The organism is Tritonibacter scottomollicae, assembly GCF_032924845.1.
In the GTDB taxonomy this organism is placed as follows: Bacteria; Pseudomonadota; Alphaproteobacteria; order Rhodobacterales; family Rhodobacteraceae; genus Epibacterium; species Epibacterium scottomollicae.
Map to the genome: position 1 here is coordinate 1,580,560 of NZ_CP136704.1, position 24,783 is coordinate 1,605,342.

Below are 24,783 nucleotides of genomic sequence, written 5' to 3' on the forward strand. Positions count from 1 at the left end.
CGGGGCTGACCAAAAGGCATAGCTTCTCTGGTCCCGCGCGTCCTTTTGGGCGACGGGGTGGGTGGGTGGGCGTCGCCCAAAAGGACGCGCCCTATCGTTTAGGTGCAGACCTCAGAAGGCTGCTTCGCAATCGCCCATGCGCACATAGACCGACTTCACCTGGCTGAAGTGCTTGATCGCCTCCTTGGAGTTTTCACGCCCCACGCCAGAGGCCTTCACGCCGCCAAACGGCGCCTCGACCGGCGCGTCATTGTAGGAATTGATGAAGCAGCTGCCCGCTTCCAACTGACCGATCACCCTGTGGGCGCGGGTGAAGTCCTTGGTGAAGACACCGGCGGACAGGCCAAACTCGGTGTCATTGGCGCGCGTGATCGCCTCTTCTTCGGTTTCGAAGTCGAGCACACACATGACGGGGCCAAAGATCTCCTCGCGGGCGATGGTCATATCGTCGGTGACATCGGCAAAGACGGTGGGCTGCACGTAGTAGCCGTCCATCTCGGCGCGCGCACCGCCGCAGATCAGCCGTGCGCCCTCTGCCTTGCCCTTCTCGATATAGCCCAGCACGATGTTCATCTGGTTTTCGGTCACCATCGGGCCGAAGTTCACCTCTTCATCCATCGGGTCGCCCAGCTTGGCGGTCGCTGTGCGCTCGGCCAGACGGGCGAGGAATTTCTCCTTGATGTCCTTGTGCACAAAGACGCGGGTGCCGTTGGAGCAGACCTGACCGGAGGAGTAGAAGTTGCCGTTGATCGCGCCGGAGATGGCGCTTTCGATGTCGGCGTCCTCAAACACCAGCATCGGGGATTTACCGCCCAGTTCCATGGTCACATGCTTCATGCCTTCGGCGGCGGCGGCATAGACTTTCTTTCCGGTGGGCACGGAGCCGGTGAGCGAGACCTTGTCGACGCGCGGATCGGTGACCAGAGAAGCGCCCACTTCGCCCATGCCCTGAATGACGTTGTACAGCCCCGCAGGCGCACCGGCCTCGATCAGGATCTCAGCCACTTTCAGCGCGCAGAGCGGCGTGGTCTCGGAGGGTTTGAACACCATCGAGTTGCCACAGGCCAATGCAGGCGCGCCTTTCCAGCAAGCGATCTGCGTCGGGTAGTTCCAGGCGCCGATGCCGACGCAGAGCCCCAGAGGTTCGCGGATGGTATAGACCCAATCCTCGCCCAGCTGGATATGTTCGCCCGTCAGGCTTGCCGCCAGACCACCGAAATACTCCAGCGCATCAGCGCCCGAGGTGGCGTCTGCCACCAGAGTTTCCTGCAACGGCTTGCCAGTGTCATAGGTCTCCAGCACCGACAGATCATGGTTGCGCTCGCGCATGATGTCGGCGGCGCGGCGCAGCACCCGGCCACGCTCGGTGCCGGACATCTTCGCCCAGATCTTCTGTGCCGCCTGCGCAGACGCCAGCGCCTGATCGACGATGGCGGGGGTGGCAGCATACACGCGGGCGATCTCTTCGCCAGTGGCGGCATAGATCACCGGGATCGGGGTGCCGGAGGTGTCTTCGATATATTCGCCATTGATGAAATGGCTGGCTTTGGGCTGGGCCGGATGTGTCATGGTCTCGCCTCTTTCCTTCTCAGGTCAGCGTGGTGTCCCGCAGGGCGCGGGAAGGTGTGGGATTCTTCGTGCCCGCAGATGCGGAACACGAAGCTGTGCGGTTTTTCGGGGACCGGCACATGCAGGATGGGCGCAGGAGGCGTCGATCGTGCATGGGTCGGTAGCGGACCCGGGGTGGTGCCGCCCGGCCTGCGGGCACAGGCAGGGCGACACCGAGGTGCGTCTTAGTGCACGGCTTCGATCTTGGAGAAATCGAGATCGTTCTCATCCGGGCTGGCCTCGATGGCCATGACCTCGTTGCGCTTGACCGCGAAGATGTAGATCAGGCAGCTCACGTAGAGCCCGATCACCACGGCACCGATCCACTGGATTTGCAGCCACTGGCTCTGGAAGGCGACGGTCAGCGCAAAGAGCACAACCGCGTTGCCCAGAACATAGGGCAGCTTGCCAAAGCGTTTGGTGGTGAGGTTCAGGTTGTCGGTATAGAGGCGGATCAGCGAGTTCAAACGAGTTGATCACAAAGACAACGCCCACAACCATCATCGAGACATTGATGAACAGCGTCGTCGGGATCTCGTTCAGGTGGTAGTAGTACAGCACCGAGAACCACACGCCGAGCGGGATCGACGGGAAGATCAGCAGCGCGGCCAGCACCTGCCAGGTCTTCAGACCGCCGACAAAGCGCGAGGTGAACTGACCGATCATGATCGACCAGGCGAACCACCAGAACAGGTAGAATTCATGGTAATCGGTGAGCGGCAGCACGAACTTGTGGATATTGGAGAAGTAGCCGCCGATGTTGCCGGCGGTGCCCGCAAACTCACCCAGACCCATGCCGGAATAGGCCCACATGCCCAGGATCAGCACCATGAACAGGCCGGTGGAGCCCAGCGACAGGATGCGCACGTATTTGATGTCGGTCGAGGAGAAGGCGGCAAACAGGATCACCAGGAAGGTGATGACATAGAAGGCCGGGATCACCGTCTCGCCGTCGCCCATGAAGGTGGCGTAATAGGGCAGATAGATCAGGAACAATGCGCCGGTGAAGGCACAGGTGCCGATGATGACGATGTTGTTGATCCACTTGACCACCGGGATCTCGAAGAACTTCACCCGCGGTTCGATGACGCAGAAATAGAAGGTGGTCAGGAAGTAGAAGCCCCAGATCAGGAAGCCCCAGAAACCGAACTCCAGCGCCAGCGGGTTGGTGAACCCATAGGCGGGATTGTTTTCCACATCCGCATAAAGCGGGAAGTCCCAGGCCAGCGGGAACATGATCAGCCCCACGTCGAGACCGGATGTAAACAGGATTGCGATGAACGTGAACAGCGGCACGGGAGTGACGCCGACCACCTCCAGGTTCCACCACTTGATGACGCAGAATGCCACCAGCGCGAACGCCAGAAGAATACCTGCTGAGATCAAATAGGTCATGAATTTCACCTCCCAGTGAATTGGTCGCAGGAACACACACTGGCGTCCCGGCGGGGCGATGTTATTGTTGTTGGAGACCGTGATCGTGATAATCAGGGTCTGCATAACCTAACCAAATTTTGAATGGTCATTCAAGTTTTGGTTTTTGGACGCCAATTTTTGAACACTCATCCGGGCTGACGCACTCTTATTTCATGGCACGAAAACGCATCCGCGACATCCGCAACGAAGAACTGATTGAAGCCACCATCGTCACCGTTCACAAACGGGGTTATGGCACTGTAACAATGGCGGAAATCGCACAAGAAGCTGGCACCTCCGCCGCTTCGATCAGCTATTACTTCGGCTCCAAGGAAGGGCTGATGGAGGCCACCATGCGGCATCTGTTGCGCAAGCTGCGCTACGCCATGGTGGCGGGCTACGGACAGGCCGAATCGCCACACGAACGGCTCTATGCGTTGATGGATGCGAACTTCTCAGATTCGCTCTTTACTGTGCCGCAATGCAGCATCTGGATGCAGTTCTGGGCCAGCGCGCCCTATTCGTCAAAACTGGCCCGCCTGCACCGCATCAACCGCTCGCGGGTGCGGAGCCACTTTGTGGCCGAGCTGAGCCAGCTTGTCCCCGCCGACCAGATCGAAACCGCACGCCTGGCGCTGCAAAGCTATATGGATGGTGTCTGGCTTCAGGCGGCGCAGTCGGACGACCCACTCGACAGCGCCAGCGCCCGCCGCGCCGCGCATCGGGTGGTGGATCTGGTCACCTCTCGAGAGCTGGTCGCCTGAACCGCCACCCGGCGCAGGCCCCTGCCCCCCCCTCAACTCTCGCGTCGATAGGTCAGCTGGGTCCCGATCGGCAGATAGACCAGCGACAGCTGTTCGTCGGACGCCTGTGCAATGCGATAGCACAGGCTGGTCCCGGCATTGCGGTCCCAGGTGAACAGATACATCCCCTGTTCGTCTTTACTGCCGGCGCATTGCGTCTGGATCGAGATATACTCCACTGATGTTTCCGCACCGGCATAGGTGTTCACGCGCTCTGCGCCGGTCACGCGGAAGCTGTCATTGGGGTCATCGACCGATTGCCAGCGGCCCTGCAGCCGTGCCAACAGACGATCAAAGCGGTCCATCGGCAGCACTTCGATGTTGCTGAGGATCAATTCCGACGTGGTATCAAACACATCTTCACGCTGCCCGGTCAGCGCGACGCTGCGCCCCTGCGGGAGCGAATGCATCTGCTGCAGCAGCGCATCTGGTGTCCGACCGTCATCATAGACCACGAAACGCCGCCCTTCGCCGATGAAGGTGCAGAAACTCACGTAGGGGTCCACTTCGCGCAAACAGCCCTGAAACACAGCGATATGCCTGAGCTGCGATGATGCAGCACCTGGGGCGGAGTTGAGGAAATCGCGTTTCAGGTTGGCGCTCAGGGCATATGTGAAATCTGGTGTGTCCGGTCCCGTGTCGATGCGGGCGAACTCTTCCTGCCGATATCCCCGCCGGGCGCAATTGTCGTCGTCCGCAATGGCAAAGGCCTTGTCATCAACGCAAAATCCCAGTTTGTCGTCGAGAAACCCCCAGCCTTCGGTCTCAACCCGGAGGTAATAGAAGCGGCGCGGCAAATCGCCGGAGACGACGCGCGCACAGCCATCTGCGGGCACTTGCCACCACCCTTCCGAGATCCAGCCCTGCTCACTCTCATAGCCGATGGCGACGTTGTGACTGGCAGCGGTGTCGTTGCAAACATCCAATGCCGCTTGCGCGCCGGAAGACACCGCCAGAGCGGGCACCAGCCAGAGTAGCCGTCTCAAGAGATGATGAAGCATGGCACCACTGACTTCGTATTTCCGCAGTCAGGCGTATCACACAAGTGTAACGCCCTGACGACAGGCGGAGCGCAAAATATTTCAAAATTCCGAATTGGCCAGACCTCGCCCGGTCAGGATTTCATCGCATATGGCGCTGGCGTGACCGTGCGCCGCTTCAGCATCGCCTCACGCCAGGTGATGAAGGTGACGGCCGCGAGGATCATGGTGCCGCCCAGAACCACCCAGGCATCGACCCCTTCGCCAAAAGCCAGCGCCCCGAGAAGCGTCGCCCAGATCAGCTGTAGGAAGGTCACCGGCTGCGTGACCGTCAGGGGCGCGGCGGCAAAGGCCAGCGTCATGGTGTAGTGGCCGGCGGTTGCAAAACAGGCGACCAAGAACAGCAGACCCAGCTCCGCCAGTGTCGGCGTGACCCAATTCATCAGCGCAAAGGGCGCGAGGCCAAGAGTCACCCAAAGCGACAGCATCGCCACCACCACGGTGGGATTTGTCCGCCCGACCATGGTTTTAGCCAGGAGATAGGACAGGCCGAAGGCAAATCCGGTGACCAGCATCGCCAAATGGCCCGGCGAGACCTCGCGAAAGCCGGGGCGCAGGATCACCACCACGCCCAGCAGCGCCACCGCGATGGCCGCGATGCGGCGAAACGCCAGTTTTTCGCCCATGAAGAGCGCGGCCCCCAGCGTGACATAGACCGGCGAGAGGTAATTCATCGCCGTGACCTCGGCCAATGGGATGCGCGTCATGGCAAAGAACCACATTATGACCCCAAGCGCATGCACCGCGCCCCGCATCGCAAAAAGCCCGTGCAATTGCCGCGTCCAGTTCACCGCCCTGAGCGAGCCGATCATCGGGATCAGGAACACCAGCCCCAGGAGGTAGCGGAGAAAGGCGCTCTCGGCTGGCGGGATGCGCGGCCCCATGTATTTCACAAGCGCCGTCACCGCCACGAAGTTGAGCCCCGTCACCAGCATCCAGAAGACACCACGCAGAGGGTTGGAGGTCGGCTCGCTTGTCAGGGTCGTTGCATCGGTCATGGCGCAAAACAGACACCCATTGCCGGGGCAAGACAACCCTTCACTTGTGAAATATTGTACCCCTTTTACGTCCGCGTCACGGGTACAAGCGGCCCGCCCTACCCGGTCGCCCCCTTGCCATTGGCTCCAGGCTCTCTATGTTTGAGGGATAGGTAACAGAGGAAGACCGCATCCATGATCCAGACCCTTGCCGCACTCGCCCTTTTTGTGTCGCTGCACGTGGTTCTTTATCATGCCGTCTCCCTCCGCCTCCGTCATTCTCGAAAGCCTCTGCTGGTCCGCGCCTGACGCCCGGCCGCTTTTCGACGATCTTTCCCTCTCATTTGGCCCCGGACGTACCGGGATTGTCGGTCGCAATGGCACCGGCAAGACGACCCTGCTGCGCCTGATCGCAGGGCGGCTGCCCCCCGCGTCGGGGCGGGTCATCACCACCGGGTCATTGGGGTGGATGCAACAGGACGTGGCCTCTGATGAGACGCTGAGTCTGGCAGAGCTGTTTGGCGTCGCCCCGCATCTGGACCTGCTGAACCGGGCGGAAGCAGGCACGGCCACCACCATGGATCTAGCCGAGGCCGACTGGACCCTGCCCGCCCGCATGGCGACCGCCCTTGCGACCTGCGGCTTGCAGATTGCGCCGGAGGCCACGCTGGCCGGCCTGTCCGGTGGCCAGCGCACGCGCGCCGCGCTGGCGGCATTGCTGTTTCAGTCCCCCGACATCCTGTTGCTGGACGAGCCGACAAATACGCTCGATATCGAGGGGCGCGCGGCGGTGCGTGACATCCTTCGGACCTGGCGCGGGACCGCGCTGGTGGTCAGCCATGACCGCGATATCCTCGAGGAGATGGACGCCATTGTCGAACTGACCGCGCTTGGCGCGACGCGCTACACCGGTCCCTACAGCAGTTTCAGGATCGAGCGGGAGGCGGCCCTGGCGGCGGCGCATCATGATCTGGCGGAGGCCGAGAAAACCCGCAAGCAGCTCGGTCGTCGGGTGCAAGAGGCGACAGAGCGCAAGGCACGGCGCGACAAGGCGGGCAAGGCCGCGCGGGCCTCTGGCAGTCAGCCCAAGATGTTGCTCGACAAGGCAAAGGAACGGGCCGAGGCCTCCAAAGGGGCAGCGGCGCGGCTGCATGAAGACCGTCTTGCGACTGCCGAGGACGCGCTGACGGAGGCCCGGGCGCGGATCGAGGTGCTGGAGCCTATCCGGATGGAGATCGCCGACACCGGCCTGTCGGCCACGCGACGGGTGCTGCAAATGGCGAATGTGACGGCGGGATATGCCGAGGCCGCGCCGGTCCTGCGGGACGTGTCGCTGGAGATCACCGGCCCGGAGCGGATCGCCCTCACCGGTCCCAACGGCTGTGGCAAGTCGACAGTGCTGTCGGTGATCCTTGGCCAGTTGGTACCAACTGCGGGAGACATCGCCTTGACCGTGGATCCGGTGCTGCTGGATCAACACGTCAGCCTTCTGGCGCAGGATCAGACATTGGCGGAAAATTACCACCGCCTGAACCCGGAGGCCACCGCAACCGACGCCCGCGCGGCGCTGGCCCGGTTTCGCTTCCGGGCGGGCGACGGCGACCGCAAGGCCGGGGCCCTCAGCAGTGGACAGCGGCTGCGGGCGGGGTTGGCTTGCACTTTGGGACGGCCCTCACCGCCGCAGCTGTTGGTGTTGGACGAGCCCACGAACCATCTTGATCTGGACGCGACTGAGGCGCTGGAGGCCGGATTGCGGGCTTACACCGGGGCGCTGATCGTGGTGAGCCACGACCAGCCGTTTCTGGAGCGCATCAACCTGACCCGCCGCATTTCGCTTTCGGACAAGGGCCTCAGCGGTCTGGCAACGGAATGAATTCGCTGTCATCCCCCGGCGGCAGATGAAAGCGCGGATTATTGGCAAAATCGCCGCGCGCCCAGGCCTGTTTCGCCTCTTCGATCTTTTCTTTCGAGGAGGCGACGAAGTTCCACCAGATATGGCGGGGGCCGCCCATGGTCTCGCCGCCCAGCGCCATCAGCCGCGCGCCCTCCGGCCCGGCGGTGACGGTGATGGCATCGCCGGGGCGAAACACCATCATCTGGCCGGTCTCAAAGGTCTGGCCCGCCACCTCTACCGCACCCTGCGTGATATAAAGCCCGCGGTCCTCATGATTGTCGGGCATCGGCAGCTTGGCCCCGGCCTCAAGGATCACGTCCGCATAGAAGGCTTCTGACTGCATGGTAACGGGCGCGGTTTCTCCCCAGGCGGTGCCGAGGATCAACCGCACCTCCTTGCCCTCACCCGTCAGGTACGGCAGCGCCTCCTTGCCGTGGTGTTCAAACACCGGCGCCATGTCTTCCTTGTCTTCGGGCAGGGCGATCCATGTCTGGATACCAAAGAGGCTGCTTTGGCCCTTGCGGGTGGCTTCCGAGGTGCGTTCGGAGTGGGTGACGCCCTTGCCGGCCACCATCCAGTTGACCGCGCCCGGATGGATCATCTGATGGGTGCCGAGGCTGTCGCGGTGCTCAAACTCGCCCTGATAGAGATAGGTCACGGTGCCAAGGCCGATGTGGGGATGCGGGCGCACGTCGATGCCGCCGCCGGTGAGGAACTCTGCCGGGCCCATCTGGTCGAAGAAGATGAACGGCCCCACCATCTGGCGGCGCGGCGCGGGCAAGGCGCGGCGGACCTCAAACCCACCGATATCGCGGGCACGGGGAATGATCAGCGTCTCGATACTGTCGAGGCTGCCCGCATCGGGGCATTTTGGTTCCAGTGTCGGGTTCCAGCTCATGGGCCTGTCCTTTCCTCGCAACTCTGCCTTTTAAGATAGACCATGCGAGACCGTCTGACAGCCTGTTGGTTCTGCACAGGCCCTGCGCGCGGCCTCACATCAGGGCGAGTTTCAGCGCCAGCGCCAGCATCACCACGCCAATCAGCGCATCCAGCACCTGCCACGCGCGCGGTCGGACAAAGACCGGCGCCAGGAGCCGCGCGCCATAGCCTAGCGTGAAAAAGAACACGAAGGACGCGGTGACCGCCCCAAGGCCAAAAATCCACGCCGGCGTATATTGCGCCGAGATCGCCCCGAGCAGGACCACCGTATCCAGATAGACATGCGGGTTGAGCCACGTGAACGCCAGGCAGGTCAGAACTGCGGGCCAGAGCGCCATCTGGGCGCCCTGCCCTTCGGTTCTGAGCGCGGCACCGCCCGTCCAGGCCGCCCTGAGAGCGCGCAGCCCATACCACGTCAGAAACAGAATACCGCCGATCAGCATCACGGTCTCAAACCACGGCAGCGCAGTGGTGAGCCTGCCAAATCCGGCCACCCCGGCGGTGATCAGCACGGCGTCCGACACAGCGCAGGTCAGCACGACCGGCAGCACATGCTGGCCCCGGATACCTTGCCGCAGCACAAAGGCGTTCTGCGCCCCGATGGCCAGGATCAGGCTGAAGGCGAGGCCAAAGCCCGCCATCAGGGTCGGCAAGGCATCGACAGCAGCGAGGGGCGAAAACATGGCGTGGCTCTTTCTTTCTGGGTCAATGTCACTTTGACTACCCCGATGCATTTCGGTAATCCAATTAAAGATACTCATCTGGATTAAGCACAACTAATGAGATTTGATCCCCCTCAACTGGCCGCGTTGTCGGCGGTCCTCCATCTTGGCAGCTTTGACGCAGCTGCCGCATTGCTTGGGGTGACGCCCTCGGCCGTCTCGCAGCGGATCAAGGCGCTGGAGGATCGCATCGGCACACCGCTGGTGAACCGCACCAGCCCCTGCACTGGCACCGAAACCGGCCTGCGCATCGCCAAACATGCCGAAGATGTCGCCCTGCTGGAGCAAAGGCTGAGCCGGGATCTGTCGCTGGACACCACCAGCACGCCCGCCCGGCTCAAGGTTGCGGTGAACGCCGACAGCCTTGCCACCTGGTTTGTCGAGGCCATGGTGGCGGCGGGCGATGTGCTGTTCGAACTGGTGATCGACGATCAGGACCATAGCACCGAATGGTTGCGCCGCGGCGAGGTCTCTGCCGCCGTGACCGCCGAGGCACGCCCGGTGGCGGGCTGCGATGCCTTTGCGCTTGGGCAGCTGGACTATGTGGCCACCGCCAGCCCCGCCTTCATGGCGCGCTGGTTCGCAGACGGGCTGACGCCGGAGGCCGCAGGACGCGCGCCTTGCATGATCTTCAACACCAAGGATCGCCTGCAGCACCGCTGGCTGGCGACCCATGTGACCCCGGATGTCGTGCCGCCCGCCCATTACCTGTCGTCGACACAGGCCTTTCTGGATGCAGCGACTGCGGGCCTCGGCTGGGGCATGAACCCGGTGCAACTGGCCCGCCCCTATCTGGAGCGCGGGGATCTGGTGGAACTGGTGCCGGGCAGCACGCTTGGTACGCCGCTCTACTGGCAGGTGAGCCGGATCATGGCCCCCGCCCTGCGCGACATCACCCAAGCCGCGCGCCGTGCGGCGGCGAGGACGCTGACGCCTGTAGACGCCTAGGCGAGCACGCAACCCACCGGCCGCTCACCTGCCGCTAGCGAGCGCGCGCCGGACAGTGCTAGGCTGGTTGCATGCGGCGCGCCCTTCTTTCATCGCCCCGGTCGTTCGGGTGGACCTTCTGGCTCATGCTGGCGATGCCGCGTGCGCTGGTGATTGCGATGCTTTGGGGTTTGACCCACCTGGCTGACATGCCGCTGACGCTGGCCTCTGCGGTGATCGCCAGTGATGCGCTCGTGCTGATATGGCAGATCACACGTTACCATCACAGCGCCGACGCCCATATCCGCGACACCGGCGCAATGGTGGCAAGCTGGGGCGGGTATTTCGCCTGTTTTCTGGCTCTGCTCGCCTCGGCAACGCTGTGGTGGGATCTGGTTCTGATCGCAACGCGCCCGCCCGTGGAAGAAACATTCGACCAGCAGATGCGGCGCGAGAGAGAGCAGCTTTATGTGCTGGAGGTCGCTTCAGACGGCATCGAACTGCGGTTTGAGGGCGAAATCACCTATGGGCTGAAAGCACGGCTCACGGGCCTTCTTGTGGCACATCCGAACCTGCGCCGCATGTCATTGACCAGCCCCGGCGGCCATGTCTTCGAGGCCCGTGGCACGGCTCAGGTGATCTCTGCGGCAGGGCTAGACACTTACGTGGAGGGGGACTGCACCTCGGCCTGCACATTGTTGTTCGCAGCCGGACAGCGCCGCAGCCTCGCCCCAGATGCGCGGCTTGGATTTCATGGCTACGGGTTTGCGACGGTGGTGCATCTGCCCGGCTATGATATCGAGGCGGCACAGGACAAGGATCGCGCGTTTTTCCTGTCTCATGGGATCGCCCCGATGTTTGTCGCGCGCATGTATGACACCCCGGCACAGGACATGTGGTTTCCGGACCTGAGCGTGCTCAGAGCCGCCGGCTGGCTCCGCGACTAGACGATCCCAAACGCCCCAAACGACAAACGGCCCCGCCAGATGGGCGAGGCCGTTCTCGGGTTACTTTGTCAGGGGCCGCTCAGAGCTGCGCCATCACCTCGTCGGAGGCCTCGAAGTTGGTGGTGACCCGCTGCACGTCGTCGTCGTCTTCCAGCGCATCCACCAGCCGCATCAGCTTTTGCATGCCTTCCAGGTCCAGCTCGGTGGTGGTGGTGGGCTTCCAGATCAGCTTGGTGCTGTCGCTCTCGCCCAGCTCGGCCTCCAGCGCATTGGACACGTCGTTCAGATCGGTGTCCGCACAATAGACGATGTGACCGTCCTCGGAACTTTCCACATCCTCGGCGCCGGCCTCGATCGCCGCCATCATCACCGTGTCCGCATCGCCAACTTCGGCGGGATAGGCGACCTCGCCCTTGCGTTCGAACATGAAGCCGACAGAGCCGGTCTCGCCCAGATTGCCGCCGTTCTTGGAGAAGGTCGAGCGCACGGTGGAGGCGGTGCGGTTCTTGTTGTCGGTCATCGTCTCCACGATTACCGCGACGCCGCTGGGACCATAGCCCTCATAGCGGATCTCGTCATAGGTCTCCGCGTCACCGCCGGTGGCCTTCTTGATGGCGCGGTCGATCACGTCCTTGGGCACGGAGTTCGACTTGGCCTCCTTGACGGCCAGACGCAGGCGCGGGTTCTTTTCCGGATCCGGGTCGCCCATCTTGGCGGCGACGGTGATTTCCTTGGAGAGTTTGGAGAACAGCTTGGATCGCGCAGCATCCTGGCGACCTTTACGGTGCTGGATGTTCGCCCATTTGGAATGGCCTGCCATGGTGCATCCTATGTTTTGATTTCAGAAACTGGCGCTCATATAGCCCCGGAGCGTGCAGGCATTCAAGCCGGGGCTGTTTTTCTTTGCCACGAGGAGGGTTCGAACGCGTCACATCCGGTACAGAGTGTGTATGGCATTCTGCATTTCTTGCGGAGCGCACCTCCTCAAGAACCTGTTCCACGGCAACATAGCCCGAGACCTGGTCTTCCTATGCCGAAACCGATGTAGAACATCTCGTTCTTGCGTGGATCAATGAGCGCATAAACATAGCGACCCATCCGGTCCACGAGTACGCCCCTAGAACATGAACCCCACGTAGCCAATTGATTTTCCTCGACTGATTGTTCACAGCTGTAATACCAGAGCATTGCCGAAGGTGCTGAGGTGATGCCTACTAAAAACCCCGGAGCCAACGATGACATTGGACCAAACCCTGCTTTTCAGCCTCTTTGCCGCCGTATTCGGCCTGCTCCTCTGGGGAAAATTCCGCTATGATCTGGTGGCCTTTGGCGCGCTCATGGTGGCCGTGGTGCTGGGGCTGGTGGAAACCAAGGACGCCTTCGCGGGCTTTGGTCATCCGGCCACATTGGTTGTGGCGCTGGTGCTGATCGTCTCTGCCGGGTTGGTGAAATCCGGGGCGGTGCATCTGATCACCCGCACCCTGGTGGATCAGAGCCGTTCGCTGGGGGCACATATTGTCATGATGGGCAGCGTCGGCGCGGTGCTGTCGGCCTTCATGAACAATGTGGCGGCCCTGGCGCTGCTGATGCCGGTGGACATCCAGACTGCGCGCAAGGCGGGGCGCGCGCCGGGCCAAAGCCTGATGCCCCTGTCCTTTGCCACCATCCTTGGCGGCATGGCGACGCTGATCGGCACGCCCCCCAACATCATCATCGCCAGTATCCGCCATGACACGCTGGGCGAACCGTTCAAGATGTTCGATTTCGCCCCCGTGGGCCTTGCAGCTGCCGCGGCCGGTCTGGCCTTTGTCGCCCTTGTGGGCTGGCGGCTGATCCCGGACCGCTCCGGCGCGGCAGGCGCGACGGAGAGCCAGCTTTCTCCTTACGTGGCGGAGCTGACGGTGCCGGAAGAGTCGGAGCTGATCGGCCAGCGGCTGGGCGGTCTGGACCCGGAGGCAGAGAAGGCCGATGTGGCCATTCTCGGGCTCATGCGGAGCGGCCAGCGGCGGTATGGTCGCTCGGCGGGGGCGATCCTGCAGGCCGGCGACACCATCGTGCTGGAGGCCACGCCGGAGGCGCTGGACGAGTTCCGCTCGACCCTCAAGCTCGACTTCTCCGATGCTGCGCGCGAGGAGAAACTGAAGGCGGCGGGCGACGGGCTGGAGCTGATCGAGGTGGTGGTGCCCGAACATTCCCGCATTGCCGGGCGCAGTGCGCAGGCGGTGGGGCTGGCCTGGCGGCAGAGCGCGGTGCTGCTGGGCATCGCGCGACAGGGCCAGCGGCTGAAGAAGCATCTGCGCCAGACCGAAGTCGCTCCCGGTGATATCCTGCTGATCCTCTGCCCGCGTGATCGCGGCACCGAAGTGGCCGACTGGCTGGGCTGTTTGCCGCTGGCCGCACGAGGCCTGTCGGTGACGGCCAATGACAAGACCTGGTGGGCGATCGGTCTCTTCGCGGCGGCGGTGACGGCGGCCTCTTTCGGGTTGGTGTATCTGCCGATCGCCTTGGGGTTGGTGGCGATCAGCTACGTGCTGCTGAAGATCCTGCCGGTGGCGGAGATCTACGACCATGTGGAATGGCCGGTGATTGTGTTGCTGGGCTCGATGATCCCGCTGGGGCAGGCGCTGGAAAAGTCCGGCGGCACAGAATTGCTCGCTACGGCGCTGGTCGATCTGACCCAGGGGCTACCCGCCTGGGCGATCCTGACGGTGCTGATGGTGGTGACCATGACCCTCTCGGATGTGCTGAACAACACCGCCACGGCGATCGTGGCGGCGCCGGTTGGGATTTCGATGGCCAATGCGCTGGATGTCTCGCCCGATCCATTCCTGATGGCGGTGGCGGTGGCGGCCTCGGCGGCTTTCCTTACTCCGATCGGGCACAAGAACAACACGCTTGTTCTGGGCCCTGGCGGCTATCGATTTGGCGATTACTGGCGCATGGGGCTGCCGCTGGAGATCCTGGTGATCACCGTCTCGATCCCCGCGATCCTGCTGTTCTGGCCGCTTTAGACCGGTCGTTGACACAGCCGCACAGCTGAATACTGCGGGGGTGCTCCCGCCCCTTTTGCCTGCGGCAGAGCCACCATCAAAAGCGTTGGGCCGGGCGGGGGCCGCGCCGAAGGCGCGGCCCCCGCCCCCTCGCGACGCACAGGGTGCGGCGCAACACCTCTGTGGCGCTGACCTTTCATGTCGCACGGACGAGAGGCTCGGCACTACCGCGCCGCGGCACCTGCCCTCACGGCAGCGCCACACGCAAGGATTGCGCGGCGCGCCCCCTTGCGCCTAGGCTCAGACAGAAGAACACCGCGAACCGGGGAGGAACGCCATGGCCGCCGCGCAGAGAGACAACAGCGCAGATGTCATCGTGACTGGCGCCGGGCTGGCCGGGCTGGTGGCGGCAAACGAGCTGGCCGACCGCGGAAAGCGGGTGATCCTGCTGGAGCAGGAACCGCCGCATTTCCTCGGTGGGCAGGCGCATTGGAGCCTTGGCGGGCTGTTCATGGTCGACACGCCGGAACAGCGCCGCATGGGTATTCGCGACAGCCTCGATCTGGCACGGCGTGACTGGGCCGGCAGCGCGCAATTCGACCGCGACGAGGATTACTTTCCGCGCCAATGGGCCAAGTCCTATCTGGAGTTTGCCGCAGGCGACATGCGCCAGTGGCTCCACGGGTTGGGCCTGCGCTGGTTTCCGGTCGTCGGCTGGGCCGAGCGCGGCGATGGCCGCGCCGAGGGGCATGGCAATTCGGTGCCGCGGTTTCACGTCACCTGGGGCACCGGGCCGGGCGTGGTTGCGCCCTTCGCCCAACGGGTCGAGGCGCATATCGCGGCTGGGCGCATTGAGGCACGCTTTCGCCATCAGGTCAGCCACGTCATCCAGCAGGGCGGCCTCATCAAGGGGGTGTCGGGAGAAATCCTCGCCAAGGACGCCAGCCCGATCGGCGCTCAGACCAGCCGCCAGGAGGTCGGTGAGTTCGAGGTCTATGCCCCTTCGCTAATCGTGGCTTCGGGTGGCATTGGCGGCAATCTGGAGATGGTGCGTGCCAACTGGCCGGTGGAGCGTCTGGGCCCCGCGCCAAACCGCATGGTCTCTGGCGTGCCCTTCCACGTCGACGGGCGCATGCTGAAGGTGGCGCAGACCGCGGGTGGCCATATCATCAACAACGACCGCATGTGGCATTACTGCGAGGGCCTGCGCAACTGGGATCCGATCTGGCCCAACCACGGCATCCGCATCCTGCCCGGCCCCTCGTCGCTGTGGTTCGACGCTCATGGCAGCCGCCTGCCCGACCCGGCGCTGCCGGGGTTCGACACGCTGGGCACCCTGAAGGCGATCCTCGCCACCGGACAGGACTACAGCTGGTTCATCCTCAGTCAGAAGATCATCGAGAAGGAATTCGCCCTGTCCGGTTCTGAACAGAACCCGGACCTGACCTCCGGCAAATGGGGCGAGGTGCTGCGCGCCCGCCTGCTGTCGCGCGGACAGGCACCAGGGCCGGTGGAGGCCTTCAAGAAACATGGCGCCGATTTTGTGGTCGCCGACACGCTGTCGGAACTGATCCGGGGCATGAACGATATTGGCGATGTTGCGGTGGACGAAGCCCATATGCGCGCCCAGATCGAGGCGCGGGATGCGCAGGTCGACAATCCCTTTGCCAAGGACCGGCAGATCCAGGCGATACATGCGGCGCGCAACTACCGCGGTGACAGGCTTATTCGCACCGCCAAGCCGCATCGCATTCTGGACCGCGCAAACGGACCGCTGATCGCCGTGCGGCTCAACATCCTGACGCGCAAAACGCTGGGCGGGCTGCAAACCAACCTCGACAGTCAGATGGTGGGCGCAGATGGCCAGCCCCTGCCCGGCCTGTTTGCGGTGGGAGAAGCCGCCGGCTTTGGTGGCGGCGGCTATCACGGCTACAACGCACTGGAAGGCACTTTTCTGGGCGGGTGCCTGTTTTCAGGCCGACAGGCGGGACGCTCGAACAAGATCGCCTGAGCCACCGCATCCGGGCAGCATCACTGACAGGCCAAGCATGCTCTCGATAGGCGCGCGCAGTCCGGATAGGTCAGCCGCCGGTCTCCAGCAAGCTCTCTTCCTCGGCGTCGCGGCTGTAGCGCAGCAGCTCGGTGCCCTCCTCATCCAGCAGGATCAGCGCCGTCGGCTCGATCTGGTAGGAGGTCACCCGGGCCAGCAGCGCCAGCACTGTTTCCTCCTGCTCCGCCAGCCCTTCCGGACAGGCCATCATGGTGCCCGCGATCTTGTCCGGGAAGCTAATCGCCTCGCCGTCGATCTCCGCCTCGCCCATGAACCGGTTGCAGCCAGCGCTGGTTCCGAACTGTCCATCCTCGGCAAAGCTGAGATCAAGACCACGTCCCTCCAGCGGTTCGGCGCCCTCGATCTGGCTCAGGGTCCAGTCCGTCTCGGTGAGCGCAGAGTGGCCCACTTCGGTGGCACGTGTCTGCACCCCGATGACAATGGCGGACGCCGAAATCATAATTGCTGCGATAAATGCGCGTCGGGTTGTTTGCATGGGTCCCATTCCCAATTTCTAATTCACTTATCAAATGTGGGACTGCAATCAGGCCACCACAAGAGGCGCCGTTGGGCGCGACGCAGCGATGCGCGGAAAGACGCGCAGTTGCTGCCAATTGATCCCCGTCAGAGCGGCCACAGGAGCGGGATCACCGCCGAGGCCAGCAGCCCCATGGACAGGTTCAACGGGATGCCAACGCGCAGGAAGTCCGAGAACTTGTAGCCGCCGGGCCCATAGACCAGCATGTTGGTCTGATAGCCGATCGGTGTCGCGAAGGCAGCTGACGCCGCGATCATCACCGCAATCACCAGCGGGCGGGGATCGAGCCCCATAGACTGCGCCAACCCCACCGCGATCGGCGTGACAACAACGGCGACCGCGTTATTGGAGACCAGCTCGGTCAGCACGGACGTCAGAAGATAGACCGCCCAGACAAGGAAGAATGGCGGCAGGTCTGCAAGCGAGGGCCCGATTGCCGTCACGATCAGCTGCACCGCGCCAGAACTTTCCAGTGCCGCACCGATGGCCAGCATGGAGAAGATCAAGGCCAACAAGCGCCCGTCGATAAACGAGAAGGCCTCGTCCGCATCGATGCAACGGGTGACCAGCACCAGCGCCACAGCAAGGATCGACAGCATGAAGATCGGCGCAAGCCCGAAGGCCGCGCCAATCACGATGCCGACCATCGCGGCCACAGCGACCGGCGCATGACTGCGGCGATAGGCACGTTGCGTGGGCTGCGAGACGTCAGCCATGTCGGTTTCCGCCGCGAGCCGCTGAATGTCGCCAGGGGCCCCCTCCAGCAGCAGCGTGTCACCGACGCGCACGACGAGATCATCCAGCTGCACGCCGATGTTTTGATTGCGCCGGTGCACTGCCAGCACATAGACGCCGTAGCGCCGCCGCAAACGCATTGCGCCAAGGCTGCGGCCAACCAGACGACAGCCGGGCGTAATCAAGACTTCGACGGTCTTGGTCTCCACTGCGGAGACCTGATCGACGCGCTTCAGCTCCTTGTTGCTTTGCAGGCTGAGCAGTTCGGTCATCTTGGTGCGCAGGACCACCCGATCCCCCACCTGCAACTGCACGCCTTCGAGGTTGCGGCGCAGCGAGTCATCGCCACGGATCACGTCGATCAAACGCACACCGGGGCGTTTGAACAGCTGAACGCCGGTCACTTCGCGCCCGATCAGGTTGCTGTCCGGGGGGATCACCGCCTCGGTGAAGAATTTCATCTTGGAACGATCCGACAGCATCATCGCCAGATTGTCGCGCTCCGGCAGAAGATGTGGGGCGATGAAGCGCAGGTAGAGCATGCCCCAGATCACAACCACGATCCCCAGCGGGGTCACTTCGAAGATCGAGAACGGCTCCAGCCCCTGCGCGCGCGCGACACCATCCACCAGCAGGTTGGTCGAGGTCCCAATCAGCGTCAGCGTCCCGCCAAGCACAGCGGCATAGGACAATGGGATCAGCATCTTGGAGGCCGACACATTGAGCGTGCGCGAGATCTGGATGAACACCGGAATCATCACGACAACAACCGGCGTGTTGGACACAAAGGCAGAGGCAATCACCACGAACCCCATCAGCAGGGCGACGGCGAGTCTCGGGCTGACCTCGGCCTTTTTGCGCGCCACAGCCGTAAAGGCATTCAACGCACCCGTGCGCACCATCGCCCCCATGATCACGAACATCGCGGCGATGGTCCAAGGCGCCGGGTTGGCAAGGACCGGCAGTGCTTCGCTATACGGCAGCACGCCGGTGACAAGCATAACAGACACGCCACAGATGGCGACCACCTCGGTCGGATAGGATTCGCGCAGGAACGCCACGAACATCGCAAGAACGATCAACAGCGCAAGAATGGCGCTCGATGTGTCACCCGATTGAAAGAGAAACATGTAGATCCACTATGCCAGGGTTATCCCGCCGCACTCCGCGAGGGCGTGTCAGCTGGCGGTCAGTTTCACCGATCCCGCGTCGCACAGCAAGCGATTGTCGCAGCAAAAATGCAGTAAACGCAGTATGATCAACGCAGACGTCGCGGATGCGACACGCGCTGCTGGTCGCCGAGCGTCGGCAAAGGTTTCGCGACCTGCTGCCCCGGACCAACTGGCGGGGATGCTCCCGCCCAAGACACGCTGCTCTGGCCTGCGCCAGAGAAACGGTCTCGGTTGGGCCGGGCACCGCACGCTTGCGTGCGGTGCCCGGCCCAACGGGAGGAGGGTTTTTGTCAAAAAACATGACGACGGGCGGGAGCCCCCGGCCCGGAGGGTGCCACCGGTCCGGCCAATACTCATTTCGCGCCCCGCGTCGGGCGTTGCGTGACCCGGACTAAACACAGGTGAGACAGCGACTAGGCAATCTTCAGCAACGCGAACGAAGTGCGCAGGGCACACCCTTTCCAATGGCGAACTTGCTTTGAAAAGATCGGGCAGTCATCGTCTCAGGAGAGGCGAAACAGATCCCTCTGCCTCAGGGCGCCGCCTGTTGCAGCAAACCGCCCTGGCGCACCATTTCGATGCGTTTGGCAGCCCCGGTACGATCATCGGTTTCCACATAGACGCCGGACAAGGTCGCCTCGCCCGAGGCCGGTGTAAACCGCCCCTTGGGCATGCCGGTCAGGAAGCGACGCATTGGCTCCGCCTTGTCCATGCCGATCACCGAATTGTAGTCGCCACACATGCCCGCATCGCTCAGATAGGCGGTACCGCCCTCGAGGATCTGCGCATCGCCGGTCGGCACATGGGTGTGGGTCCCCACCACCAGCGAGGCCTTGCCATTGCAGAAATGCCCCATGGCCATCTTCTCCGAGGTGGCTTCGCAATGCATGTCGACGATGATCGCCTGTGCCAAGCCCCCGCGCGGGTGCGATTTCAGCACGCCTTCCACAGCGCCAAAGGGATCGTCAAAGGCGCGTTTCATGAACACCTGCCCCAGCGCCTGCAGCACCAGAACCTTCTGGCCGCCACGCGCCGTGAACAGCCGGTGCCCGCGCCCCGGTGCCCCCTTGGCAAAGTTCAAAGGCCGCACGATCCGACTGTCCTGTTCGATATACTGCAGCATGTCCTTCTGATCGAAGGCATGGTCGCCCAGCGTCACGCAATCGGCCCCCGCATCAAACAGCAGCTTGGCGTGTTCGCCCGACAGCCCCATGCCGTTGGAGGCGTTCTCGCCATTCACCACGACAAAATCGAGCCGCCAGTCGTCGCGCAGACGCGGCAGGTTTTCGGAAATCGCCGCACGTCCCGCGCGGCCCATGACATCGCCAAGAAACAGAATTCGCATAGTCCCCGAATAGGCGCTGTCGCGATGCGCCACAAGAGCCAAAGCTGCCGCTGCGATGTTGCACCACGGCTCTCAACCGGTGGCGCAGTCCTGCCCCTCGACGCGCGCGCCCTTGCATGGAAACTGTTGCGATGCGGCAAACAATCCTGCATGCCATAGGAGATTGCCGCGAGCTTTATCCGGTTCACCCTGCAAAAATTACAGTTTTTAGATAAATTGGTTGCGAGATGGAGCCGAGGCGACGAGCCTTAGCAAGAGCAGATCCGCCTGCCGCCCCTTTGCATCCGCCGTTTGCGAGAGTTTTATCATGTCCACACCGATTCTGAGCCTCGACCCCGACACGCTTTTGATGTCCACCAAGGATGCCCGTTCTGCGGCCACTGCGCTGGCGCCGGAATACCAATCGCGCGGCCCCTTCAACTACGGTGGCTACGACGGTTTTCTCGACCCGGAGATCCTGGAGCGCGTGCGCGAGGAGCTGAAACAGCTGCCGGAGGCGGAGAACAGCTATGACCGCCCGCAGGAACGGCTGAAGACCTCCTATGTGCCGGAGCGCCTGCCGATGTACACCCGACAGCTGTTCTACGCGCTGAATTCGCGTCCCGTGCTGGCGTTTGTGGAAGAGCTGACCGGCATCAAGGGGCTGATCCCCGATCCCTATTTCGCCGGTGGCGGCGTGCATGTGGTGGCCAATGGCGGCCATCTGGACATCCATGCGGATTTCAACCACCACGCCGGGCTGAACCTCGAACGACGGGTCAATATGCTGATCTATCTCAACAAGGATTGGCGCGCGGAGTATGGCGGCTCCTTCGAGGTCTGGGATGAGAATATGTCCAACAAGCTCGGCAGTTACGTGCCGGAGTTCAACCGGATGTGCATGTTCTCCACCTCCTCCGACAGCTGGCACGGCAACCCGGAGCCGGTGAACCACCCCGATGGCGAACCGCGCATGTCGATCGCGCTGTATTACTATACCGCGACTTGGGACAGCACCCGCAAAAGCCACACCACCCTGTTCAAGCCCCGCCCCGGCAGCAAGGACCAGCGTGACCGGCAGGTGGCACGGCGCGAGCTGCTGCAGGATCTTCTGCCGCCGGTGATCCACCGCAAACTGGCGTGGCGGCTGGAGAAGCTGGGGTTCTGATCTCTCGGGGCTGCCGACACGGACCGCTGACGGCGCCGAACATATATGCACCGGCTGGCGGCCCGTTCGGGTCCGTACGGGGTGTTCCTAGCGTTTGAAATCCAGGATCCGGCTTTCGGTCACGATCATGTCGAGCGGCTGGTCGGTGGGCTCCAACGGCAGCTGCTCGGCCTCCTGCGCGTCAAAGGCAAAACCGATGGCCAGCGTGGCACGACGGCTGCGCAGCCGTTCCAGCGTGCGGTCGTAAAAGCCGCCGCCATAGCCCAGACGGTTGCCCGCAGCATCAAAGGCCACCAGCGGCACGATCAGGATCTCGGGATCGAAATAATCGTCCACCTCCGGCACCTTGGCACCAAAGGGTCCGTCGCGCAGCGCGCCCTCGGGGTGCCAGCGGCTGAACTCCAAGGCCAAGCCCGCGCCTTGAATGACCGGCACGCCTACGGGGCCATGGGCGGCGGCTTCGGCCATCACCGCGAGCGGGTCGATCTCGGTGCGGATCGCCATGTAACCGGCCAGCGGCACGCCGCGATAGCCGGCCAGCACCTCAGCCAGATGGCCTGCCGCGCCTGGATGCTGCGCCTCAAACGCGCCCTTGCGGCGCACGAAGGCCGCCTTGCGCGCCGCCGCCTTGATCGCTGCCAATGCGCTGGCGTCCTGATCCGTCTCGCTCATGTCCTGCTCCTGCCGACCTGTTACAGCAATATCGCTCCGGCAAGACCGAGGAAGGCAAAGAAGCCAACCACATCCGTCACCGTGGTCACAAAGGCGCCGGAGGCCAGCGCCGGATCGACGCCGATACGATCCAGAATAACCGGGATCACCGTGCCTGCGAGCCCCGCCACGACAAGGTTGATCACCATTGCGGCACCGATGACGACGCCCAACATGGGCGTGCCGAACCAGATCACGCCGATGATGCCCATGACGACGGCAAAGATGACGCCGTTGATCAGCCCCACCAGCACCTCGCGCCGGATCACCCGCCAGACGTTGGCGCCGGTCAGGTCGCGCGTGGCAAGTGAGCGCACCGCCACCGTCAGCGACTGGGTGCCTGCGTTGCCGCCCATGGAGGCGACGATCGGCATCAGCACGGCCAGCGCCACAAACTGCGCGATGGTGGCCTCGAACTGGGCGATCACCAGTGAGGCGAAGATCGCCGTCACCAAGTTCACCGCCAACCAGGGAAAGCGCTGCTTGGTGGTTTCCGACACCTTGTCCGACAGGCTGCCGTCGCCGACACCGGCAAGGCGCAGGATGTCTTCTTCGTGTTCCTCGTCCAGCACCACCATGGCGTCGTCGATGGTGATGGCGCCGACCAGTCGACCGTCGCCATCCACCACCGGGGCGGAAATCAGGTGATACTGATTGAAGGCATAGGCGACGTCTTCCTCGTCCTGATCTGCGGGGATGACCTGAAAGGTCTCCTCCATGATCTCCAGCAACGGCAGGGTCCGGCGCGAGCTCATCAGCCGACCCAGCGTCACCTGCCCTACGGGGTGCATGCGCGGGTCGACGATCACCACGTGGTAGAACTGTTCCGGCAGCTCCTCGGCCTCGCGCATGTGGTCGATGACCTGACCGACGCTCCAGTGTTCGGGGGCGGTGACCACCTCGCGCTGCATCAAACGGCCGGCGGAGTTCTCCGGGTAGGCCAGCGATTGTTCCACCGCGACCCGGTCGCTGTCTTCCAGCGCGTCAAGGATGGCTTCCTGCTGCGGCTCCTCGAGGTCCTCGAGCAGGTCGACCACATCATCGCTGTCGAGGTCGCGCACCGCATCCGCCAGCACCTGTGGTGTCAGCGCGGCGATGACCTCTTCGCGGATCGACTCGTCCAGTTCCGACAGGATGTCGCCGTCGAATTCCTTGTCATAGAGGCGGATCAACCGCCCCCGGTCAAAGGCATTGATCTGTTCCAGAAGGTCGGCGATGTCGGCCGGGTGCAGCGGCTCCATCAGCTCGACGAGCGTTTCGCGCTCATCCCGATCGAGCGCAAAGAGGATCTGCGCGACCCGTTTGCGGTCCAGCTCGTAGGCGTCCTCGCCCGTGGCTTCGACGTCGGGGGTGTCCTCGCCTGTGGTCATCCGCAGCCCTCCGGTTTTCTGAACCATCTGCCTAAAGGAAGGTGCCGGGAGAACGCAACGGTTCGTCAGCGATTTACCCTCGGCTGTGGGAGGCCTATCCTGTGTCTGCATGATTTTACAACAGGTGTGATGCGTCGATGGAACAAGATCTCATTCTTCTGGGCCGGGTGCTGTCCTTTGTGGCCTCTCCCTTTTCCGAGACCGGACCGGAGGCCGCGGTGCAGGAGCATGAGGCCATTGCCCTGCGCGGTGGTCGAATCGTGGCGCTTGGCACCAGGGCGGCGCTGGTGAAGGCGCTGCCGGGGGCGCAGTTGCTGGACCATGGGGACAAGGTGATCCTGCCCGGGTTTGTCGACGCGCATGTGCATTATCCGCAGACCGCGATTATCGCCAGCTGGGGCAAGCGGCTGATCGACTGGCTGAACACCTATACCTTTCCCGAGGAGATGCGGTTTGGCGATGCGGGCTATGCGGCAGAGATCGCGGCGCGCTATCTGGACCTGACCACCGCCTGTGGCACCACCACGGTCGCCAGCTACTGCACCATCCACCCCGAAAGCGTCGAGGCGCTTTTTGCCGCCGCTCAGACACGCGGCCAGCGCGTGGTGGCGGGCAAGACCTGCATGGATCGCAACGCGCCCGAGGGCCTGCGCGACACGCCCCAAACGGCCCATGACGAGAGTGCCGCGCTGATCGCGCGCTGGCACGGGGTCGACCGGCTGACATATGCGATCACGCCACGGTTCTCGCCCACCTCGACGCCGGAACAGCTGGAGGCGCTTGGCGCACTCTGGGCGGCGCACCCGAGCTGCCTGATGCAGACCCATCTGAGCGAGCAGCTGGACGAGATCGAATGGGTGCGCGGGCTGTTCCCGCAGGCGCGCGATTATCTCGACACCTACGAGGGCTTTGGCCTGTTGGGCGAAGGGGCGGTGTTTGGCCATGCCATCCACCTGCAGCCGCGCGAGCGCGACCGGCTGCGCGAAAGCGGTGCAAGCCTGGTGCATTGCCCGACCTCCAACACCTTCATCGGCTCAGGCCTGTTTGATCTGCACGGCCTGATGGCGGAGGGACAGCGGATCGGGCTGGCCACCGATACCGGCGGCGGGTCGAGTTTCTCGATGCTGCGCACCATGGCTGCCGCCTATGAGGTGGCGCAGCTGCGCGGCACGCCCCTGCATGCGGCGCAATTGCTGTGGCTGGCCACCCAAGGCTCGGCCAGCGCGCTGCGGCTGCAGGACAAGGTCGGCAACCTCGCGGTCGACATGGAGGCGGATCTCGTGGTGCTCGACCTGGCATCCACCCCGGCGATCGCTCAGCGGGTGGCGCGGGCAGATGACCTCTGGGAGGCGCTGTTTGCCACCGTGATGATGGGCGATGACCGTGCCATATCGGAGGTGCGCATTGCCGGTCGCAAGGTGGTGTGAGTGCGGCGTGGATGTCCGGTGGCTC

General features: G+C 63.4%; 19 protein-coding genes and 1 pseudogene. 8 read left to right on the plus strand and 12 right to left on the minus strand.

Going from position 1 to position 24,783, the window contains the following annotated elements:
* Window positions 1-111: 111 nt before the first annotated feature.
* Both betB and R1T40_RS08050 read right to left on the minus strand, forming a co-directional pair.
* Complete coding sequence (gene betB / locus R1T40_RS08045; RefSeq protein WP_317386532.1) at window positions 112-1,569, minus strand: betaine-aldehyde dehydrogenase; 1,458 nt, start codon at window positions 1,567-1,569, stop codon at window positions 112-114.
* 224 nt (window positions 1,570-1,793) lie between these two features.
* Window positions 1,794-3,003: pseudogene (locus tag R1T40_RS08050) on the minus strand (BCCT family transporter).
* 194 nt (window positions 3,004-3,197) lie between these two features.
* Between R1T40_RS08050 and betI the strand changes: the two are divergent.
* Complete coding sequence (betI, locus tag R1T40_RS08055) at window positions 3,198-3,788, plus strand: choline-binding transcriptional repressor BetI (RefSeq protein WP_106162846.1); 591 nt, start codon at window positions 3,198-3,200, stop codon at window positions 3,786-3,788.
* 32 nt (window positions 3,789-3,820) lie between these two features.
* Here the strand turns inward: betI and R1T40_RS08060 are convergent, their stop codons facing one another.
* Both R1T40_RS08060 and R1T40_RS08065 read right to left on the minus strand, forming a co-directional pair.
* The gene (locus tag R1T40_RS08060) at window positions 3,821-4,828 is read right to left on the minus strand and encodes a DUF1036 domain-containing protein (protein ID WP_317386533.1); all 1,008 of its coding nucleotides are present in this window, start codon (window positions 4,826-4,828) and stop codon (window positions 3,821-3,823) included.
* A gap of 113 nt (window positions 4,829-4,941) precedes the next feature.
* Window positions 4,942-5,865 (minus strand): DMT family transporter, encoded by a 924-nt coding sequence (locus tag R1T40_RS08065; RefSeq protein WP_110684116.1) that lies wholly within the window; start codon window positions 5,863-5,865, stop codon window positions 4,942-4,944.
* A gap of 232 nt (window positions 5,866-6,097) precedes the next feature.
* Here R1T40_RS08065 and R1T40_RS08070 point away from each other — a divergent pair, with 232 nt between their 5' ends.
* Window positions 6,098-7,717: an ABC-F family ATP-binding cassette domain-containing protein gene (locus R1T40_RS08070; protein ID WP_317386534.1), complete on the plus strand. Its 1,620-nt coding sequence runs from the start codon at window positions 6,098-6,100 to the stop codon at window positions 7,715-7,717.
* Here R1T40_RS08070 and R1T40_RS08075 read toward each other — a convergent pair.
* The gene (locus tag R1T40_RS08075; protein ID WP_317386535.1) at window positions 7,695-8,636 is read right to left on the minus strand and encodes a pirin family protein; all 942 of its coding nucleotides are present in this window, start codon (window positions 8,634-8,636) and stop codon (window positions 7,695-7,697) included. The genes R1T40_RS08070 and R1T40_RS08075 overlap by 23 nt on opposite strands.
* Window positions 8,637-8,730: 94 nt before the next feature.
* On the minus strand, window positions 8,731-9,360 hold the full coding sequence (locus tag R1T40_RS08080; protein WP_317386536.1) for a LysE/ArgO family amino acid transporter: 630 nt from the start codon (window positions 9,358-9,360) through the stop codon (window positions 8,731-8,733).
* 96 nt (window positions 9,361-9,456) lie between these two features.
* Here R1T40_RS08080 and R1T40_RS08085 point away from each other — a divergent pair, with 96 nt between their 5' ends.
* Window positions 9,457-10,347 carry a LysR family transcriptional regulator ArgP gene (locus tag R1T40_RS08085; RefSeq protein ID WP_317386537.1) on the plus strand — a complete coding sequence of 297 codons (891 nt, stop codon included), beginning with the start codon at window positions 9,457-9,459 and terminating at the stop codon, window positions 10,345-10,347.
* 125 nt (window positions 10,348-10,472) lie between these two features.
* The gene (locus R1T40_RS08090; protein WP_317386538.1) at window positions 10,473-11,273 is read left to right on the plus strand and encodes a COG3904 family protein; all 801 of its coding nucleotides are present in this window, start codon (window positions 10,473-10,475) and stop codon (window positions 11,271-11,273) included.
* A gap of 79 nt (window positions 11,274-11,352) precedes the next feature.
* Here the strand turns inward: R1T40_RS08090 and R1T40_RS08095 are convergent, their stop codons facing one another.
* Window positions 11,353-12,093, minus strand: a complete 741-nt coding sequence (locus R1T40_RS08095) for a YebC/PmpR family DNA-binding transcriptional regulator (protein WP_106162853.1) — start codon at window positions 12,091-12,093, stop codon at window positions 11,353-11,355.
* 415 nt (window positions 12,094-12,508) lie between these two features.
* On the opposite strand from R1T40_RS08095, the gene R1T40_RS08100 reads away from it, so the two are divergent.
* A complete protein-coding gene (locus R1T40_RS08100; protein ID WP_106162854.1) occupies window positions 12,509-14,284 on the plus strand; it encodes an SLC13 family permease in 1,776 nt (591 codons plus the stop codon).
* Between the two features lie 316 nt (window positions 14,285-14,600).
* Entirely contained in the window at window positions 14,601-16,274 is a 1,674-nt protein-coding gene (locus R1T40_RS08105; protein ID WP_317386539.1) for an FAD-binding dehydrogenase, read from the plus strand.
* A gap of 70 nt (window positions 16,275-16,344) precedes the next feature.
* Here the strand turns inward: R1T40_RS08105 and R1T40_RS08110 are convergent, their stop codons facing one another.
* The 3 genes from R1T40_RS08110 to R1T40_RS08120 form a co-directional block, all read right to left on the minus strand.
* Window positions 16,345-16,809 carry an META domain-containing protein gene (locus R1T40_RS08110; protein ID WP_317386540.1) on the minus strand — a complete coding sequence of 155 codons (465 nt, stop codon included), beginning with the start codon at window positions 16,807-16,809 and terminating at the stop codon, window positions 16,345-16,347.
* A 128-nt stretch (window positions 16,810-16,937) separates the two neighbouring features.
* Complete coding sequence (locus R1T40_RS08115) at window positions 16,938-18,716, minus strand: SLC13 family permease (protein ID WP_106162856.1); 1,779 nt, start codon at window positions 18,714-18,716, stop codon at window positions 16,938-16,940.
* A gap of 574 nt (window positions 18,717-19,290) precedes the next feature.
* Window positions 19,291-20,103, minus strand: a complete 813-nt coding sequence (locus R1T40_RS08120) for a TIGR00282 family metallophosphoesterase (protein WP_106163103.1) — start codon at window positions 20,101-20,103, stop codon at window positions 19,291-19,293.
* Window positions 20,104-20,410: 307 nt separating this feature from the next.
* Between R1T40_RS08120 and R1T40_RS08125 the strand changes: the two genes are divergently transcribed.
* A complete protein-coding gene (locus R1T40_RS08125) occupies window positions 20,411-21,250 on the plus strand; it encodes a 2OG-Fe(II) oxygenase (protein ID WP_106162857.1) in 840 nt (279 codons plus the stop codon).
* Window positions 21,251-21,337: 87 nt separating this feature from the next.
* On the opposite strand, the gene R1T40_RS08130 is transcribed toward R1T40_RS08125, so the two are convergent.
* On the minus strand, window positions 21,338-21,922 hold the full coding sequence (locus R1T40_RS08130) for a 5-formyltetrahydrofolate cyclo-ligase (RefSeq protein WP_317386541.1): 585 nt from the start codon (window positions 21,920-21,922) through the stop codon (window positions 21,338-21,340).
* 20 nt (window positions 21,923-21,942) lie between these two features.
* Window positions 21,943-23,331, minus strand: coding sequence for a magnesium transporter (gene mgtE, locus R1T40_RS08135; RefSeq protein WP_317386542.1), 1,389 nt, complete (start codon window positions 23,329-23,331; stop codon window positions 21,943-21,945).
* A gap of 137 nt (window positions 23,332-23,468) precedes the next feature.
* Between mgtE and guaD the strand changes: the two genes are divergently transcribed.
* Window positions 23,469-24,758, plus strand: a complete 1,290-nt coding sequence (guaD, locus tag R1T40_RS08140) for a guanine deaminase (RefSeq protein ID WP_317386543.1) — start codon at window positions 23,469-23,471, stop codon at window positions 24,756-24,758.
* Window positions 24,759-24,783: the final 25 nt, after the last annotated feature.